Origin of the sequence: Pseudomonas asplenii, assembly GCF_900105475.1 — a bacterium.
GTDB lineage: Bacteria > Pseudomonadota > Gammaproteobacteria > Pseudomonadales > Pseudomonadaceae > Aquipseudomonas > Aquipseudomonas asplenii.
Map to the genome: position 1 here is coordinate 1844617 of NZ_LT629777.1, position 17054 is coordinate 1861670.

13 protein-coding genes and 1 pseudogene are annotated in these 17054 nt (G+C 59.1%); 5 read left to right on the forward strand and 9 right to left on the reverse strand.

Features of this window, described 5'->3' with window-relative positions; all coding sequences use genetic code 11:
* Window positions 1-40: 40 nt before the first annotated feature.
* A complete protein-coding gene (locus BLU37_RS08330; RefSeq protein WP_090203922.1) occupies window positions 41-922 on the reverse strand; it encodes a LysR family transcriptional regulator in 882 nt (293 codons plus the stop codon).
* 452 nt (window positions 923-1374) lie between these two features.
* Here BLU37_RS08330 and BLU37_RS29875 point away from each other — a divergent pair.
* A pseudogene (locus tag BLU37_RS29875) lies at window positions 1375-2163 on the forward strand (cache domain-containing protein); the annotation flags it as partial.
* A 12-nt stretch (window positions 2164-2175) separates the two neighbouring features.
* Entirely contained in the window at window positions 2176-3018 is an 843-nt protein-coding gene (locus BLU37_RS29880; protein ID WP_408003674.1) for a methyl-accepting chemotaxis protein, read from the forward strand.
* A 242-nt stretch (window positions 3019-3260) separates the two neighbouring features.
* On the opposite strand, the gene BLU37_RS08340 is transcribed toward BLU37_RS29880, so the two are convergent.
* Together BLU37_RS08340 and BLU37_RS08345 are read right to left on the reverse strand one after the other, a co-directional pair.
* Window positions 3261-4871, reverse strand: a complete 1611-nt coding sequence (locus tag BLU37_RS08340; RefSeq protein WP_090203928.1) for a methyl-accepting chemotaxis protein — start codon at window positions 4869-4871, stop codon at window positions 3261-3263.
* Window positions 4872-4957: 86 nt separating this feature from the next.
* Window positions 4958-5767, reverse strand: coding sequence for an EAL domain-containing protein (locus BLU37_RS08345; protein ID WP_090203932.1), 810 nt, complete (start codon window positions 5765-5767; stop codon window positions 4958-4960).
* A 346-nt stretch (window positions 5768-6113) separates the two neighbouring features.
* Between BLU37_RS08345 and BLU37_RS08350 the strand changes: the two genes are divergently transcribed.
* On the forward strand, window positions 6114-7136 hold the full coding sequence (locus tag BLU37_RS08350; RefSeq protein WP_090203934.1) for an AraC family transcriptional regulator: 1023 nt from the start codon (window positions 6114-6116) through the stop codon (window positions 7134-7136).
* Between the two features lie 7 nt (window positions 7137-7143).
* On the forward strand, window positions 7144-8154 hold the full coding sequence (locus tag BLU37_RS08355; protein WP_090203937.1) for a helix-turn-helix transcriptional regulator: 1011 nt from the start codon (window positions 7144-7146) through the stop codon (window positions 8152-8154).
* Here the strand turns inward: BLU37_RS08355 and BLU37_RS08360 are convergent.
* The 5 genes from BLU37_RS08360 to BLU37_RS08380 all read right to left on the reverse strand — a co-directional run bounded on the left by BLU37_RS08360 (window position 8151) and on the right by BLU37_RS08380 (window position 14523).
* The gene (locus tag BLU37_RS08360) at window positions 8151-9953 is read right to left on the reverse strand and encodes a monovalent cation:proton antiporter-2 (CPA2) family protein (protein WP_090203940.1); all 1803 of its coding nucleotides are present in this window, start codon (window positions 9951-9953) and stop codon (window positions 8151-8153) included. The genes BLU37_RS08355 and BLU37_RS08360 overlap by 4 nt on opposite strands.
* A 76-nt stretch (window positions 9954-10029) precedes the next feature.
* Entirely contained in the window at window positions 10030-10674 is a 645-nt protein-coding gene (locus BLU37_RS08365) for a hydrolase (RefSeq protein ID WP_010445660.1), read from the reverse strand.
* Window positions 10675-10978: 304 nt separating this feature from the next.
* A complete protein-coding gene (locus tag BLU37_RS08370) occupies window positions 10979-12619 on the reverse strand; it encodes a GMC family oxidoreductase (protein WP_090203943.1) in 1641 nt (546 codons plus the stop codon).
* Window positions 12616-13137, reverse strand: a complete 522-nt coding sequence (locus BLU37_RS08375) for a sorbitol dehydrogenase family protein (RefSeq protein WP_232000484.1) — start codon at window positions 13135-13137, stop codon at window positions 12616-12618. Before BLU37_RS08375 ends, BLU37_RS08370 begins: the two co-directional genes overlap by 4 nt.
* Before the next feature lie 15 nt (window positions 13138-13152).
* Window positions 13153-14523 carry a cytochrome c gene (locus BLU37_RS08380; RefSeq protein WP_090203951.1) on the reverse strand — a complete coding sequence of 457 codons (1371 nt, stop codon included), beginning with the start codon at window positions 14521-14523 and terminating at the stop codon, window positions 13153-13155.
* A 521-nt stretch (window positions 14524-15044) separates the two neighbouring features.
* Between BLU37_RS08380 and BLU37_RS08385 the strand changes: the two genes are divergently transcribed.
* Window positions 15045-16685 carry a methyl-accepting chemotaxis protein gene (locus tag BLU37_RS08385; protein ID WP_090203956.1) on the forward strand — a complete coding sequence of 547 codons (1641 nt, stop codon included), beginning with the start codon at window positions 15045-15047 and terminating at the stop codon, window positions 16683-16685.
* A 59-nt stretch (window positions 16686-16744) separates the two neighbouring features.
* On the opposite strand, the gene BLU37_RS08390 is transcribed toward BLU37_RS08385, so the two are convergent.
* The gene (locus BLU37_RS08390; protein WP_010445650.1) at window positions 16745-17005 is read right to left on the reverse strand and encodes an accessory factor UbiK family protein; all 261 of its coding nucleotides are present in this window, start codon (window positions 17003-17005) and stop codon (window positions 16745-16747) included.
* Between the last annotated feature and the right edge of the window lie 49 nt (window positions 17006-17054).

The following is a 17054-nucleotide window of genomic DNA, read 5'->3' on the forward strand; positions in this document are numbered from 1 at the left end:
CCGGAATCGCGCGGGTGGTTCAATTCGCCCGCCTTTGATATCAATCACTGAGCATCTCGTGCTTTTGCTCGGGCAAGAGAACCCAGTCCACTAACTTCCTCGCCGCCGAGTGAGGCGAGGCGTCCGCGAAAACGAATTCTGTGCTGAATACTGAAAATGAGCCTGTCAACGCAAGGCTCTGTACGTTGTAGCTGTCGCTCAGCGCGTCCACCAGGGATTTCGGAACAAGGGATATGCCGGCCCCGGCAGCAACCTGGGAAAACAGTAGCGCATAGGAACCGCACTCCACGATGCGTGTTGGGTTGGCCCGACTTAGGGTCAATAGTTCCTTCAGGTTACGGTGTGAGGCGCTTTGACTGCTATTGACCAGGAACTGGTAACCGCTCAAGGAAGCAAGATCAACCGCGGGATGCGTGTTTCCATAGATCAGCACTAGCGAGTCGTCAAAAAGCTTCGATCGGCCCAAATGCGGTGGGGCCAACCCTGCACCGACGATCACCGCGTCGCAGGTTCCCGCCTGGAGCGCTTCTATAAGGAGAGTTGAGCTCCCAACAGTGATATCAACCTGCAGATCTATGGGATTGCTGATAATGCGCTGCAGTAGCGGCTGCCTTGCGATGGTGAAGTACTCGATCACACCGAGTCGGATTCGCTGGGTTACCTTTATGTTTTCCAGGACCGCATGGGCACGAGCTGTCAGCTCCAGGATTTCAGAGGCGTAACCGTACAACTCTTGTCCGGCCCTGGTGGCAACGATCCGGCGGCCAACCCGTTCAAACAAGCGTACGCCTAGCCGTGATTCCAACGTCTTGATACGAAAAGATATACTCGACTGAACCCGGTTCAAGCGAACCGCCGCCTGCGTCACACTGCCGTGATCAACGATTGCCTTGAAGGCTTCAAGCTCAGCAATTTCCATCATGGAATGGGAGAATCCTTAATGTTTTGGTTTTTCCTTCACCCATGATAGTTATTTGACACCCAGTATTGGATGAAACATGCCGCCAGTGCCTTGGCGAGCCAGATGGTCTCTCTCGTTCTGTGTGTCGCCGGTTGCGTTCACGCTTGATTGAGTTCCGCTTGTTCTCAACCAACAGTTGAATAACGAATGCACTGAGAAGGTAGCGCTGAGCGGTGAAAACGCTCATCCACCTCGCAAGAGGTCCGCACCATTGTGATCTCTGTCCCCTGAAACCGGTTCAGCAGGATAACGTCGCACCTTGAAGCCCTTGAGCTTTATCAAGACACTGCGTTTCAGTCCCTATAACCCTGTCGGTTCAACTCAAGATTTTCATAATCTGCCGATAGAGTCTGCATCATAATATTAATAATTGGCGGCACCGTATGAAATGGAATATTCGTAATAAGGTCTTGATGCTGGCCATCATTCCTGCGTTCTTCACCGCTCTTGTCGTACAGTTCCTGGCCATTTCCGAGCAAAGAGCCTTGAGCGAGCGAAGCTTGGAGGAAACCCGCCAAAACTTGCTGAAAACGCGCAAGGACGAGTTGCTGCATTACATGGATATCGCCTTTACGGCGATTAAAACGCTTTATGAAAGCCCTGATGCCCAGTCACCTGAAGTCAAAAAAGAAGCCGCCGATCGCTTGCGGGCGTTGCGTTATGGCAACGACGGTTACTTCTTTGCCTACACCGACAAGGGCGATCGTATCTTTCTGGCCGGGAAAGACGAGGGTAAGAATTTCTGGGATCTGAAGGACACCAACGGTGTTTACCTGATCCGCGAGTTGATTGGCGCGGCCAAGCGTGGCGGTGACTTTGTCACCTATTACTTCCCCAAACCGGGCGACAGCGCGTCCTATCCGAAGTTGTCCTACGCTCGTTACCTGGAAAAATGGGGTTGGACGCTTGGCGCTGGTTTCTACATTGATGGCGTCGATGCCCTGATCAACGATCAGATGCAGCAACAGCAGAAGGCGCTGGATGAGATGCGCATGAAGCAGTGGCTGACACTGGCCGTGCTGTTGGTGGCTCTCGCCGCTCTGGCTTCCTGGGTGGCGGCTTCTCTTGTGCGTCCTATACGGCTGCTGACCAACAACCTGCAGTTGCTGGCCTCCGAAGATGGGGATTTGACGCATCATCTGCCGGTTGATGGCAATGAAGAAACAGCCGCGATGGCGAATGCTTTCAACCTGTTTGTCAGCAAGATTCGCGACATGATTCTGGATTTGACGCGTTGTGTGCATGCCCTGCAAGAACGCAACGGTCAGTTGCGCCATAGCACCCAGCAGGCAGCTGATGCCCTGGTCCGTCAAAATGCCGATGCCGAACAGGTCGCTCACGCGATGGAGCAGATGGCACAAGCCACTCACAATGTTGCAGAGTCAGCGCAAAGCGCTGCTCAGATGACACGTGATACCGATGACCAGGCCCGCGCCATCCAGGTCAACGTCGATGAGACGATCAAGTCGATCGGTGGCCTGGCTACCGATATCGAGACGGCGGCGCAAGATATTCAGACGCTCGGCCAGGATGTCGAATCCATCGGTTCCATTCTCGATGTCATTCGTGCAATCGCCGAGCAGACCAATCTGCTCGCCTTGAACGCCGCGATAGAAGCCGCCCGTGCGGGCGAGCAGGGGCGCGGATTTGCCGTCGTGGCCGATGAAGTCCGTTCGCTGGCATCGCGTACGCAAACGAGTACGCAAGAGATTCAGGCAAAAATCAGTCAGTTGCAGCAGGGCGCTCGCGCGGCAGTGCTGACCATGCAGAACAGCATCAAGGTCAGTGAAGTGGCGGTGACCAAAGCCAATGGCACGGGGCAGATCCTGTCGGGCGTGAGTCAGGCCGTCTCGGACATTACCGGTATGAACAATCAGATTGCGACGGCTGCCGAAGAGCAATCGAGTATCAGTGCAGAGGTGAACCACAGTCTGACGCAAATATCCCGTCACATCAGTCAGACGCAGGGCATGACAGCGCAGAACAATGAGATGAGTCAGGATCTCGAGCATCTGGCGCGCGAGTTGGACCAATTGATCAAGCGCTTCAAGGTTTGACCGGCAGAGGGTGAGCCCTTGCATGGGACCTGGTTGATGCCAGGTCGAAGTGCTCACCCTGTTCGCTGGAACCAGGCTTATCCCTTCGGCATTGGCCTGGGTCACCCTGTTCCGAGCAAGTGTCAGTCAGGGTTTGCCCGCTGGTCTGCGCCCGGCAAGGCCTAAACCTTCTGGCTCTACACAATCAGCACGGTCCTTGTGCTTGCGAACTCCCGCCCACCCAACAGCCGCTTGCAGCTCAGTCAGAGCGTGAACCGTCCGATCGTGCCATTGAGTTCGCCGGCCAGTTGAGCCAGCATCTGGCTTGCCCCTGTGGTCTGGCTTGCACGTACGGCGGACTGGGCGGAGAGATCGCGAATCCGGACCAGGTTCTGGTCGACTTCCCGCGCAACCTGGGCCTGTTCCTCCGAAGCGCTGGCGATCACCAGATTGCGTTCATCGATCTCGGCCACCGATTTGACGATGGTCGACAGCGCCTGGTTGGCAGAGGTCGCCTGGCTGTGCGTATGCTCTGCCTGTGAGGTACTGAGTTCGAGAGCCTTGACCGTGTTATGCGTCCCGACATGAACCTGTTCGATCATGCCTTCGATTTCTCGTGTGGACTCACCCGTACGATGTGCCAGGCCGCGTACTTCGTCGGCCACCACGGCGAAACCTCTGCCGGCTTCGCCCGCTCGTGCCGCTTCGATCGCGGCGTTCAGCGCCAGCAGGTTGGTCTGTTCGGAGACGGCGCGAATGACTTCCAGCACCTTGCTGATCGCTTGCGTATGAGCCGAAAGCAACTGCGCCTGTGCAGAGGCGTCGCCCACATTGCGCACAAGGTTGGTGATCGAGCCCAGGGTGACATCGAGTTCTTCCTGTCCTGAACGTGCGGCGCTGTTGGACGAACGGGAAGCGTCGGAGGTCGAGGCGGCGTTTCGAGCCACTTCCTCCACGGCCTGGGTCATTTCCGTGACGGCGGTTACCGCCATTTCGATTTCAATATTCTGCGCATTCAAATCGGCATGGCTATCGCGCATCAACGCGTTGAGTTCTTCTGCTGCGGATCCCAACTGGTTGGCGGCAGCGCCAATCTGCTGCAGCATGGTGTTCAGATTGCCCCGCATACGCTCCATTGACTGGAGCAACAAGGCCGCTTCGTCGGTACCGTCGATGTCCGTGGTGACCTTGCGCAGGTCGCCGGCGGCGATTTTTTCCGAGCTGCCGAGTGCCTGGCTAATGGGGCCTGCCAGACTGACGATCAATCGCCAGGCGAGGGTCAGCGTATACAAGAGCGACATGACCAGTACGATGCCGATCACCAGTTTGGCACTACTGTAGGCGGCTTCAGCGGCAGCCGAGGCATGCGCTTTGGCATCGTCGTTTATCGTTTCAATCTTCTTCAACTGCTCCTTGATCTGGTCGGCGGTCGCAACCATTTTGCCCATGACGAGTTCCTGGGCATTTTCGTGTTTGCCATCCTTCAAAAGGTTATAACTGGCTTCCGTATCTGCACTGTACGTGGCAAATAGCTTAACAATGGTGTCGATCGCTGCTTGTTCCGCGTCAGTCCCTATCAGGGGGCGATACAATTCGATTGCCGAATGGAACTGTTTCTGTTTTTGCTGAGTGCTGGCATAGGCTTCGGGCAGTTTTGCCTGATCTACCGACAACAGGCGGACGACGTCGGTCCTGGTGTTTGAGAACGCCAAGGCTATATCGTCACCCAGAGCGATGCCGGGCAAGGCATCATTTTCGATTTTCTGCCCTTCTTCCCTTACCTGGGCGATCTGCATCAGGCTGAAAAGACCCAACATCAAGACAATCAGGACGATCGAGGCGAAACACACCAGCACCCGATTGGCGATTTTCATTTTTCGCAGCAAAATGTATTACCTCGATTCAATAGTCAAAAACTGGAATATGGTGAGATGACCGGAGGCTTCCGGGAGGAGTTGGGTCAGGGCAGATGGTTTTCGATCACACATTGCCTGAACACTCCAGGCAAAAGGCGTTGGGGCTTGCCTACTAAAAAACCCTGCATCCATGCCGCCGCGCAGTTCATCAAGCGCTCAGTATCACTCTCAAACTCCACGCCCTCGGCTATCACATGAGGTGCTAATGTTTTGCACAGCCCCACTAGATGCCCGAATGCCTGGTCAGCCACTTCGCAAGTCCTTGCGCGTTGTAAATAGCCCTTGTCAATTTTTATAATGTCTGGAGATGCCGCGCGGATGAATTCGAGGGTGCTGAACCCGGAACCAAAATCGTCCACAGCCAACAGGCAACCTAATCGGCGCATGCGAATAACAAAGTCTGCAGCGGCCGTGTTATTTGAAGAGGCGCTTTCGGTTATTTCAATAACCAGTCTTTCAGCTAGCCCGGGCTCGGCTTCCAGCTGTGAAATGATGCGATTCCATTTTTCGTCCAGCACTGCACTTTGTGCAGATATATTGCAACCCAGCCGTATCTCTGGATAATCGCGCAGCATGTTGATAACGCTCGACACGACGCAATGATCGAGCGTCCTTATGCATTTTCTGCCTTCCAGGATAGGAAAGGGGTTGAGCTTCATGGGGCCATCGCAGTGCCTCAGCAGCCCCTCGTAGTACAAATTCGTCTTCGTCCCGACAGACATGATCGGTTGGAATGCGAGGAAAAAATGACCTTGCGCCAGCTCATCGTAGAACCAGTGAGCGAAATCTGGCGTTTCCTCGGAGTCAACGCTGCAGAACTCCAAGCCGTAATCTATATCTGCGTGAGAGACCATGAGTATCCCCTCCCCGGTAACAGGCACCTGTGCACTTAATGGGTCAGGGTTCTCAACAGCGATGTCGAGCCCATACGGCGAAATTAAACGGCTCACACTCGCATGTATTCTAAAAAAGCCGGCCTACTGCTTGTCAAACAGAAATGCCCGTGCTTGTCCCCCTTGGGCGGGCATGCGAGGCGGCCTATATGAACTAGTCATGCGCAGTCTCCCGGGCGATGATTACACCGGTGCTCTACCTTGCCTAGTGTCTTGAGATTCTTTTATGATGTCCTCTCGCGCAGATCACTCTTTCATCATGTTGGCGTGTGCGGTAAGTTTTCAATAAAGATACTCAGGGTGAGCAATGTTTAAGATTTCAGCGAATGCATCTACTAACATTGCCCAGGCGATCTTGATGAGGCACTCCAGGATAGAAAGTCTTTTTGAGGCTTATAAGGTGCAACTGTCCGAGTCGGCCGCACCTCACCCATTGGATTTTGCCCTGGCCTATCGTTTCTTCACTGAAGCCCATGAGTGCACGGGGGACGTTGATGTGGGGCTTGTCGCCTACCAATACGCCAGGCCCTATTTCTTTGGTGTACCCGGCTACTCGGTGATGTCCAGCGCGACTATTGGAATCGCGCTGGAGCGCTTGGTCAAATATTATCCGCTGATCGCCGACTCATCATTCCTCAGTCTGGATGAGCAGAACGGAACTCTTGTAATCAGTGTGCATGCCCATAGCCTGTCTGGTACCCAGGTCCCTCGATATATTATTGATGCGGCAGCGGCGGCTATTCTCGGTGTCATTCATTGGCTTGGGCATCTTGTGAATATCCAGCCATGTCGGGTGGAACTGCCTTATCCCGAACCGGCTGATACGAAAAATTTGCAACAGTTGTTGGGTAGTCACATAACATTCGGGGCTTCCCATCTTAGTCTGTCGTTCAATAGCGATATAAAAAATGCGCCAGTGTTTACTGCGAATTCCGCATTTGAAGATATTCATTGCAGGTATGCAGATGCGCTGCTGGAAGAGAGAATAAACGGGTCGTTGGTTGAAAAGGTTCGCTCAGCGTTTTCCGCAGGCGTTGCCGAGGGGAAATTACCCTCGCTTCAGGAGGTGGCGTTCACCCTGCGCATGAGCATGCGAACACTGCAAAAATCTCTGGAGCGCGAAGGCGTCACGTTCTCTGAACTGCAGGAGGATCTACGCAAGGAAATTGCCAGTAATCTGCTGTCCATTTCCACATTGAGCCTGAAGAAAATCTCCTCGATACTGGGGTTTTGCCAGGCAAGCAGCCTGCACAAGGCCTGCCGGCGTTGGTTTGGCTCATCACCTGGCCAGCTCAGGGCAGGAAAATCCAAACATCTGCAGGCTTGCTGAGTTATCCATGTCGACAATCGCCCCCTCTTGCGCCCAAGTGGTCCTCAGACTCAAGGAACTGGCGCCTCCCACCTCTCATCAAGTTGATAGCCTGTATGTCGGTTTAAGCGGTATGGCAGCAGACGGACATCGCGTGAATGTCGAGGACATTTCCAGTTTTGTGGATTGTCTTCAGGCCGAGGCAGAGTATCCCGACATCGGCCTGGGTTGTTATGAGCTGTTCCATCCAGGTCAACTGCACTCTCAGCTCTACCCCATGATGTCCAGCGCTACGCTGGGTGAAGCACTCACGATGCTTGCTCGGTATTCATCACTGTTATCCGATGGGGTGCCGATGGTCATCCTGGAGGAAGCCGACTCCTACAGTATTGTGTTCCTGAGGTTGGAGTTGTTGGGCCTGTGCAGGTCCTATATCGATTGTTTTCTGTCGACGATTATGGCCATCGCCCATTGGTTGCACCCCTTGCACCGGGTGGTGCCGGTTGCGGCGACTTTCAGTTATGACGCGCCGCCTGACCGCACCGGGCTGGAGGCTCTTTTCGGCAAGAACCTGACGTTTTCCAGCCTCGTCAACAAAGTCACCTTTTCTGCCAGGGACTGGCACCAGAAGTTATCAACCGCCTCGACCGAGTTGAAGTTGCATCATGAGAGCCTGGTCAACTCGGAGCTTCAGCAGTTTGCGGTGAAGGTGTCGTCGGTGGTGAAAAATCATATTGTGGTGGGGTTGGCAAAGGGCATCGTCGTTTCCCTTGAGGGTATTGCGAGCGTGCTGAACCTGAGCCCACGCATGCTGCGCAATCGACTGGATGAGGAACTGACCGGCTTCAGGGAGTTGCTGGACGAGTGCCGTTTCCAGTTGGCCAGGCACTTGATCGCCGCGACGGATCAGAGTTCGGCGACGATTGCGCAAACGCTGGGGTTCAATGAGGTCAGCAGTTTTTATCGAGCCTGCAATCGCTGGTTCGGCTGTTCTCCCGGTTCCTACCGCCTGAAATCGGCCCCGCGTGCAATCGGCTAGTGCTGCGCCTCATCGGTATCACTGGCAAACAACCGCGCCAATTCCACCCGCGCTTCCTGCGCGGTCTGCATGACCTTCGACCGGTCACCACGTACCAGGTGCTGGGCTGTCAGGGTCTCTTCGTCATGGGCCATGAACTGCTGGATCCGACGCTCCGCCTGGGCCGAACCCAGGCCCAGGCCCTCCAGGGCACGACGGGTCATTTCCAGGCTTGAGTAATAGGTTTCGCGCACCGGCTCTGCGCCGGCATCGAGTAATTGATGCACATGCTGGCGGTTACGGGCGCGGGCCAGGACCTTGACCTGTGGATACAGGCGTTGCACCGCTTGTGCGGTCTTCACCGCCTGTTCCGGATCATCCAGCGCGACGATGAAGTACTCGGCTTCACCCACCTTGGCGGCGCTGAGGATCTCCGGGCGCATCGGGTCGCCGTAGAACACCGGAACATGCTCGAAGTTGCGCGTCATCTCGATGGTGTCGACCGAGGTGTCCAGGCCAATGAAGGGTATGCCCTGGGCATGCAGGATCCGCGCGACGACCTGGCCGACACGGCCCATGCCGGCGATGACTACGCGAGGGCCGTCGCTCTTGATCGTCTTGAGTTCTTCCGGTACGTCGCGAGTTGGCGGTGGTGGCGTCTTGATGAAGCGGGCGCAGGCCATCAGCAGCAGCGGGGTGGCGGCCATCGACAAGGTGATGGTCATGATCAGTGTGTCGTAGGTCCGGGTGTCGAACAGGCCGAGGTTCTGGCCGAGCTTGAACACCACGAACGCGAACTCGCCGCCCGCGGCCAGCACCACGCCCAGACGCAGGGCTGCGATGCGCGACAGCCCACCGGCCATGCGCCCGACGAACATCAGCAGGGGCAGCTTGATGGCGATCAGCAGCAGGGTCAGACCGATGATCAGGCCCGGATTTTCGAACAGCAGCGGCAGGTTTGCGCCCATGCCCACGCTCATGAAGAACAGGCCCAGCAGCAAGCCTTTGAACGGCTCGATCTGCGATTCCAGTTCGTGGCGGTATTCCGAATCGGCCAGCAGCAGGCCAGCCAGGAACGCGCCGAGGGCCATCGACACCCCGGCCAGTTCCATCAGCCAGGCGGTGCCGATCACCACCAGCAGCGCGGTGGCGGTGGCGACTTCCGGCAGGCGGGTGCGTGCCACGGCGCGGAACAGCGGACGCAGCAGGTAGCGACCACCGACCACCACCACGGCGATGCTGCCGAGCACTTTAAGGCCGTGGACCAGGCCGCTTTCACCGGTTTCCTGTACGCCGGTGACGGCCAGCAATGGCACCAGGGCAATCAGTGGGATGGCGGCGATGTCCTGGAACAGCAGGATGGCGAAGGCGAGTCGACCGTGGGGGCTGTTCAACTGGCGGCTTTCGGCCAGGCTCTGGAGGCCCAGTGCGGTTGACGACAGGGCCAGGCCCAGACCCAGTACGAGCGCTGCTTGCAGGCTCTGGCCGAAGGCGATCATGGCCACGGTGCCGATCACCAGTCCGGTCAGCAGCACTTGCGCCAGGCCGACGCCGAACACCGCCTTGCGCATCAGCCAGAGGCGTTTGGGCGACAGTTCCAGGCCGATGATGAACAGCAGGAACACCACACCCATCTCGGAGAAATGCGCGACGTGTTCGGCGTTGCCCATCAGCTTCAGCACTTGCGGACCGATGAGCACGCCGGCCAGCAGGTAACCGAGCACGGCACCGAGTTGAAGGCGCTTGGCCAGGGGGACGATGATGACGGCGGCCATCAGGAAAATGACCGAGGCCTGCAGCAGACTGCCTTCGTGTGGCATGGGAGCATTCCCTTTCTTCAGTAAGACGGTAAAAACCCGCCAGCAGTACAGCCTGGCGGGTCAGTGTTCGGCGGGATCAGCTCAAGGTACGTTGTGGGGCCTTGTGCACCATGGTGTAGGCATAGTCCACGCCCATGCCGTAGGCGCCGCTGTGCTCGCGCACCAGGTCCATCACCGCATTGTAAGTGTCCTTGTGTGCCCAGTCGCGTTGGTATTCGAGCAGCACTTGCTGCCAGGTGACCGGGATCGCGCCAGCCTGAATCATGCGCTGCACGGACATGTCATGGGCTTCCTGGGTGGTGCCGCCGGACGCGTCGGTGACGATGTACACCTCGTAGCCTTCAGCCAGGGCTTCCAGGGCCGGGAAGGTCAGGCAGACCTCGGTCCACAGGGCGGCCATGATCAGTTTCTTGCGACCGGTGGCCTTCACCGCCTCCACCAGTTTCTTGTCTTCCCAGGAATTCATCGAGGTCCGCTCGATCGGCTTGGCGCCCGGATTTACGGCCAGCAGTTCCGGCCAGATGTAGCCGCTGAAGCTTTCGGTTTCGACCGAGGTATAGATCGTCGGTACGTTGAAGATTTTCGCCGCCTTGGCCAGGCCGACCGTGTTGTTCTTCAGGGTCTGGCGGTCGATCGACTGCACGCCGAAGGCCATTTGTGGCTGGTGGTCGATCAGGATCAGGGCGGAGTTGGTTGGGTTCAGCAGTTCGCGGTTGGACATGATTGAGTTCCTTTTAAGTCGATAAAGTGAGTGAAGCGGATTCGGCACCGGCCTGGCGTTTTGCTCAGTGGCTGCGGTATGGGTGTAGTTTGAGGCTGAGTCTTGATAGAGACAATCTGGCAAAAATGAGAATGATTGATTCCAAAACAGGGACAATATTTTCGAAGCTTTCCTGAGGGCTGAAAAGGCTCCGAGCGGACGTTTGCGTGGGGCATGGCAGAGAAGGGAGGGGCGCTGGACGCGCGGTGAGCAAAGCGTGACAGGCCAGGACGGCCTGTCACGTCGATTGCTGCGGGATCGGGCGTTACGCCTGGAAATCCTTGAGCAGTTGATCGGCGATACGCAGGCTCAGGGCGGCACCGGTCAGCGTCGGGTTCACGCAGGACGACGACGGCATCACGCTGGTACCGGCGATGAACAGATTAGCGTGGTCATGGGTGCGGCAGTCGCGGTCGACCACCGAGTTCTTCGGATCGTCACCCATGATCGTGGTGCCCATGATGTGCTGGCGGTTCTGGAAGCCCACGTCGGTGCTGAGAATGTCGGCGTCGAGCAGTTTGGCGAACTGCTTGAAGTCCTCCAGGGCCTTTTCCTTGCCGGCGTGCCAGTAGTCCGGAACGCTGTAGTAGATCTCCGGCACCGGCAGGCCGATGGCGTCGAACTTGGTCTTGCTCGGCGTGACGCGGTTTTCCGGCAGCGGCAGGGTTTCGAAGTCCACCGCCCAGTTCAGCGAGCGCGCCGACTGCAGGCGGATCTGCTCGTCGAGCTTCGAGCCGAGTACGCCCTTGGCGATCAGGCTGCTGGTGATCTGCGAGGTCGGCACGGTGTTGCGCACCTTGATCTTGTAGCTCGGGTAGTCCTTGCGGAACCCACCGTCGCGGCTGTTCAGGTACACCAGCAATTGGGTCGGGCCTTCGCCGGGCCACATGTCTTCCTGGGTCATCACGTTCATGCTGATGCCGGTGTGGTCCATGAGGTTGCGGCCGACCTGGTCGGAAGCGTTGGCGATGCCGTTCGGGTATTTGTCGGAGGTGGACATCAGCAACAGCTTCGGCGATTCGATGCCGTAGGCCGCCAGTACGAAGTAGCGCGCGGTCAGGCGGTGCTGGGTCTTGTCCGGGCGCATGTACCAGATCGCGGTGATCTTGCCGTCGTCGCCCGCTTCGATCTTGTACACCACCGAGTTGTCCAGCAGCTTGGCGCCATGGCGTTCGGCTTCGTCGATGTGCATCGAGCCGTCGTACTTGGCGGCAATCGGGCAGACCGGGTTGCAGTTGTTGTTGCCCGCGCACGGTGGGCGCTTGCCATAGGGGCGGGTGGCCCGGCCGTTGGGTTCGAGGATCGGGTTGTAGCCGCCCTTGCTCAGCATCGTCGACAGGCGCTTGAACATGTAGCTCGGCTTCAGGCCTTCCATCGGGTAGGGGATCGAACGCGGCGGGAAGGCTGCGCCGCCCTGGCCGCTTTCGTCCTGGCCGTCGACGCCGGACACGCCCAGTTCGGTTTCGGCGCGGGCGTAGAAGGGTTCCAGTTCGTCGTAGCTGATCGGCCAGTCACGCCCGCGCCCGTACAGGCTGTTGAGGCGGAAGTCGTTGGGCAGCATGCGCCACAGCGATGAACCGAAGTGCCAGGTGGTACCGCCGACCACCCGCAGGTAGGAAGTGTTGTATTTGACCGGGCCGATCTGCTGCAGGTAGTCGCCATAGGTGGACGGCGCGTGTGGCAGGCTCGGATACGGCGAGCCGGCGCCCTGCAGCTTGGCGTTGGCCAGCGACAGCTTGACCGGCGCATTGCGGAAGGTTTCGACGATGTCGCGACGGTTTACCCGTGGACCGGCCTCGAGGACGATCACGGATTTGTTGGCCTTGGCCATTTCGGCGGCGATCAGGCCGCCCATCACGCCGGAGCCGATGATGACCACGTCGGCGTCGTAAGCAGCGCTGCTCATAGTGTGAAGTCCTGTTTAGCGGTTGGCTTGTTGCCCCAGGAGTCGGGGCCGCCGCCGTAAGTCGGAATGGCGAGGATGCCGTGGGTCGGGCTGTACATCAGTGCTTCGGCGTAGCTGATCAACTCGGCATCGGCGAGTTCGCCGACGATGCCCAGGTACCAGGCCGAAATGATGCTGGTGGCGGTCGCTTTCAACGACGCATCCGCACCGGGTTGGGCCAGGTATTCGTCGACGTGCTTGAAACCCTGGCTGGCGATCAGTTGGCGCAGGGCATCGACGTTGCCGCTGAAGTTCGGCGCACGCTTGCTCAGGGCGCGGTAGTAACGCGCCGCCAGTATCGGGTTGACCGGGCGGCTGACGAGGAACTGCGACAGGGTGATGAAGTCCTGGTCGTCGGCGGCCAGGACCGATTGCCATGGCGCGAGGCTGCCGACCATGGCGGCCAGGCCCAGGGTCACCGAGCCGCGCAACAGGCTGCGGCGGGACAGGGTGTGGGCGGGTATTTGCTTGTCAGTCATCGAAGTTTCCATGGTTCAGGCCTCCAGGCGCCGGCGACGAGCCTTGAGCCTGAACAGCGCCAGGATGACCAGCAGGCCGAGAATGATCAGGCCCGGCACGCTGTACTGCGCCAGGGCGGCGAGCGGTGCCTTGGGACCGCCTTCGCGCACGCGCGCCACGTCGGCGGCGGTCACGGTGGTTTCAGGGTTGCCGTAGCGGGTCAGTACATAGTTGCTGACTTCGGCGATCTCCTGGTCGTTGAGACGATCGGTGTACAGCGCCTCGGGGCCGAAGCCCGGCATGTCGATGGCGACACCGTCGACGGTGCGGTGTACGCCGTAGACGATGGTCGCGATCAGGTTGTCGGCACGGCTGGTGGTGGTGTTGTGGAACAGTGATGGGTACTCGCGGTTGCCCTGGCCGTTGGCCTGGTGGCAGTTGGCGCAGGTGCCGCTGAAAATGTGCCAGCCCGGGTTGTCCTGCGGGTTGCCGCCGCGCAGGGTCAGTTCGTCGCTGGAGGCCTGGCCGAAGGTGTGGCGCGCTTGGCGCTCACCGCTGGCGACCGGGGTGGTCTGCAGCAGGTAGGCGGCGATGGCCTTGAGGTCGTCCTCGCCCAGGTATTGCAGGCTGTGCTCGACGGCTTCGGCCATTGGACCGGCGGCCTGGGCCTTGCCTTCGACATGGCCGGTGCGCAGGTAGGCGACGAGCTCGTCGCTCGACCAGGCGCCGATGCCGCTGATCTTGTCCGAAGTGATGTTCGGCGCGTACCAGGCGCCCAGCGAACCGCCGGCGAGCGCCTTGTCGTTGTTGGCGGCCATCAGCCCGTTACGTGGTGTGTGGCAGGTGTCGCAGTGGGCCAGCGCGTTGACCAGGTAGTCGCCACGGTTGACCTGGGCCGACTTGGCCGGATCCGGGGCGAAGCGTTTGTCGCTGTGGAACAGGGCGTTCCAGCCGAGCATCGAGGCGCGGATGTTGAAGGGGAAGTCCAGTGTCGTCTTGGGACTTGGCGTATCCACCGGCGGCACTTCATGCATGAAGTATTTGTACAGCTCGGCGATGTCGCTGTCGGTCATCTTCGCGTAGGCGGTGTAGGGCATCGCCGGGTACAGGTGAGTGCCGTCCGGCGTGGTGCCGTCGCGTACGGCGCGGGCGAAGTCCGCCTCGCTGTAATTGCCGATTCCGGCTGTTCTGGACGGCGTGATGTTGGTCGAGTAGATGACGCCCATCGGCGAATTCAGCGGGTAGCCGCCGGCAAACGCCTTGCCGTCAGCGCGGGTGTGGCAGGCCACGCAGTCGGCGGCCACCGCCAGGCGTTTGCCCGGCGAAGCGTTGGCGTCGAGTGCCTCGGCCTGGGCGCCCAGGCTGATGGTCATCAGGGCCAGCCAACCTGCCAGGGTCTTGCTCATGGATCTTGCCTTCTGCACGCCAGGCAATAGCCGACCCATCCTTTGCGGATGCATGTGTAACTCCTCACGGTTTGACGTGCGTGGGTGACACCTCGACTCCTGTCACTTTCATGACTGAAATAGTGTCGTATGACGTCGTATGTTTGCGATTAATATTTCACATGCTGTAACATTTGGCTACGACTATGGCAAAAGGCCATTACGTATTTGTTTCATCGGATAGCTCTGTAACGCATGTTTCAGAGTTTTGTGGTCCGCCGGCGTCGTGCGCATGAGGGGTCGGCGAGAAAGGAATTGATCCGAGCAAGCTTGAGGGGAAAAGAGCGATTCGGCTTGTACGTTTGTGCTGTGGTACGACGTCATTGGCCGAAAAACTCGCCATGTGCCCGTGGTGCCCGTGCTTTTGTCGGGCGCACGCAGCGATGGAATCCCTACACCGGCCCGCCACCTGGCCGTACGCGGGGGCAGGGAAACGCACACATGAAAAGGGCCACTCGACCCGTACCCACAAGGATCCACCGATGAACTGGCTCAATGATGCAAAGCTTTCGACCAAACTGATCACCTCCTTTTTCCTCTGCACCCTGATCACGCTCGCCGTGGGCATGTTGGGCATCAGTGGCGTCTCCGCGTTGTCGGCGCGCCTGCAGGCGGTGTTCAACAACAACCTGGTGTCGGTCGCCAACACCTCGCAGACCAAGACCAAGGCGGTCGGTCAGACCCGTGACATGTATCGGTTGTATGTCGCCACCGCCGGCAATGCCCCGCAGAGCCTCAAGGATGAGTTCCTGGCTTCGATGAAGGCCAACCAGTTGGCCAGCGAGCAGGCATTCGCTGCCTATCGCAAGGGCAAGCTGGCTGATGACGAGCGTATCGCCGGCGACCAGATGGCGCGCGACTGGCCGGTCTACCAGGCGCTGGTACAGCGCTATGTGGCGTTGATGGCGGCGGGCGACCTGGAGAATGGCCGGGTCCTGTTGCTGGGCGATCTGCAACTGGCCTACCGCAAGGTGATGGATCAGTTGACCATCATGATCGACTCCAATGACCGCCAGATCCGCGAAGATGCCCAGGCGGCGACGCTCCAGGAGGCAAGCGCCAGGACGCTGCTGTACAGCGGTATTGTCATCGCTTTCATTGCGGCCCTGCTGTTGGGCTTCTTCATCAGTCGCCTGATCAGCCGGCCAATCTCTACGGCCGTGTTGTGCGCGCAGCGTATTGCCGAGGGCGATCTGACCCAGCGCATCACCAGTCATGGCCGCGACGAGGCCGGTCAGTTGCTCCAAGCCCTGAGTGGCATGCAGGATAGCCTCAAGGCCACCATCCAGCAGATCGCCAGCGCCGCCGACCAGTTGGCCTCCGCCGCCGAGGAGCTGACGGCGGTCACCGATGACGGCAGCCGGGCGCTGACCCGCCAGAACGACGAAATCCAGCAGGCCGCCACGGCGGTGACGCAAATGACCTCGGCGGTCGAGGAAGTGGCGCGCAATGCCGTTTCGACCTCGTACGCTTCGCAATCGACCAGCACGCAGGCCAGCAGCGGACGCGATCAGGCCCGCAGTGCGGTGCAGGCGATCAACAACGCCACTCAGGAAATCACCTCGTCCACCGGCCTGGTCAAGGATCTGGCCGTGCAGGTACGCGATATCGGCCAGGTGCTGGATGTGATCCGTGGGATTGCCGAACAGACCAATCTGCTGGCGCTCAACGCGGCCATCGAGGCGGCCCGTGCGGGTGAGCAGGGGCGGGGTTTCGCGGTGGTCGCGGATGAGGTGCGGGCCCTGGCGGCGCGGACCCAGGCATCCACCGGCGAAATCGAGACCATGATCCATTCGATGCAGGATCGTGCCGACAGCGCGGTTGACGCGATGGGCAAGAGCCAGGCGCTGGTGACCGAGACGCAGGACCTGGCTCGGGCGGCGGGCGCGGCACTGGAGCAGATTGCCGACGGCATCTCGCAGATCAATGACCGCAACCTGCTGATCGCCACGGCATCGGAGGAGCAGGCTCATGTGGCCCGCGAGGTGGATCGCAACCTGGTGAATATCCAGGATCTGTCGACCCAGACGGCGGCTGGCGCCCACCAGACCAACGCGTCAAGCCAGGAACTGTCGAACCTGGCCCTGTCCTTCAACTCGCTGGTCAGCCGTTTCCGGCTCTGAGTCCATCGCGCGGGTTCGATCCGGCCTCGGGTCGAACCCGGCGGCTAATGCCGGGCGCCTTACTCCTGAGTCGGAGACAGCCGCGCTTCCAGTTCCGCGACCTTCGCTTCCAGGCTTTCCAGGCGCGCACGCGTACGGGCCAGAACCACCATCTGGCTGTCGAACTCTTCCCGGCTGACCAGATCCAGCTTGCTGAAACCGCTCTGCAGCAGGGCCTTGAACTGGCTTTCGATTTCGTTGCGCGGCAACGGGCTTTCGCCACTGAACAGGCGGGAGGCTTGGCCGCTCAGGGCGTCGAGGAAGGCTTTGGGCGCGAGCATGGTGTGGATTTCCGGATACAGGTCGCTGCAGTGTACCACGCAGTGTCTA

Excerpts from the sequence above, each read along its gene's own strand:
- BLU37_RS08345 (WP_090203932.1), bottom strand. The coding sequence starts at position 5,767 with ATGGTCTCTCACGCAGATATAGATTACGGCTTGGAGTTCTGCAGCGTT.
- BLU37_RS08390 (WP_010445650.1), bottom strand. The coding sequence starts at position 17,005 with ATGCTCGCGCCCAAAGCCTTCCTCGACGCCCTGAGCGGCCAAGCCTCC.
- BLU37_RS08365 (WP_010445660.1), bottom strand. The coding sequence starts at position 10,674 with ATGTCCAACCGCGAACTGCTGAACCCAACCAACTCCGCCCTGATCCTG.
- BLU37_RS08340 (WP_090203928.1), bottom strand. The coding sequence starts at position 4,871 with ATGAAAATCGCCAATCGGGTGCTGGTGTGTTTCGCCTCGATCGTCCTG.
- BLU37_RS08360 (WP_090203940.1), bottom strand. The coding sequence starts at position 9,953 with ATGCCACACGAAGGCAGTCTGCTGCAGGCCTCGGTCATTTTCCTGATG.
- BLU37_RS08370 (WP_090203943.1), bottom strand. The coding sequence starts at position 12,619 with ATGAGCAGCGCTGCTTACGACGCCGACGTGGTCATCATCGGCTCCGGC.
- BLU37_RS08350 (WP_090203934.1), top strand. The coding sequence starts at position 6,114 with ATGTTTAAGATTTCAGCGAATGCATCTACTAACATTGCCCAGGCGATC.
- BLU37_RS29880 (WP_408003674.1), top strand. The coding sequence starts at position 2,176 with ATGATTCTGGATTTGACGCGTTGTGTGCATGCCCTGCAAGAACGCAAC.
- BLU37_RS08355 (WP_090203937.1), top strand. The coding sequence starts at position 7,144 with ATGTCGACAATCGCCCCCTCTTGCGCCCAAGTGGTCCTCAGACTCAAG.
- BLU37_RS08375 (WP_232000484.1), bottom strand. The coding sequence starts at position 13,137 with ATGACTGACAAGCAAATACCCGCCCACACCCTGTCCCGCCGCAGCCTG.
- BLU37_RS08385 (WP_090203956.1), top strand. The coding sequence starts at position 15,045 with ATGAACTGGCTCAATGATGCAAAGCTTTCGACCAAACTGATCACCTCC.
- BLU37_RS08380 (WP_090203951.1), bottom strand. The coding sequence starts at position 14,523 with ATGAGCAAGACCCTGGCAGGTTGGCTGGCCCTGATGACCATCAGCCTG.
- BLU37_RS08330 (WP_090203922.1), bottom strand. The coding sequence starts at position 922 with ATGATGGAAATTGCTGAGCTTGAAGCCTTCAAGGCAATCGTTGATCAC.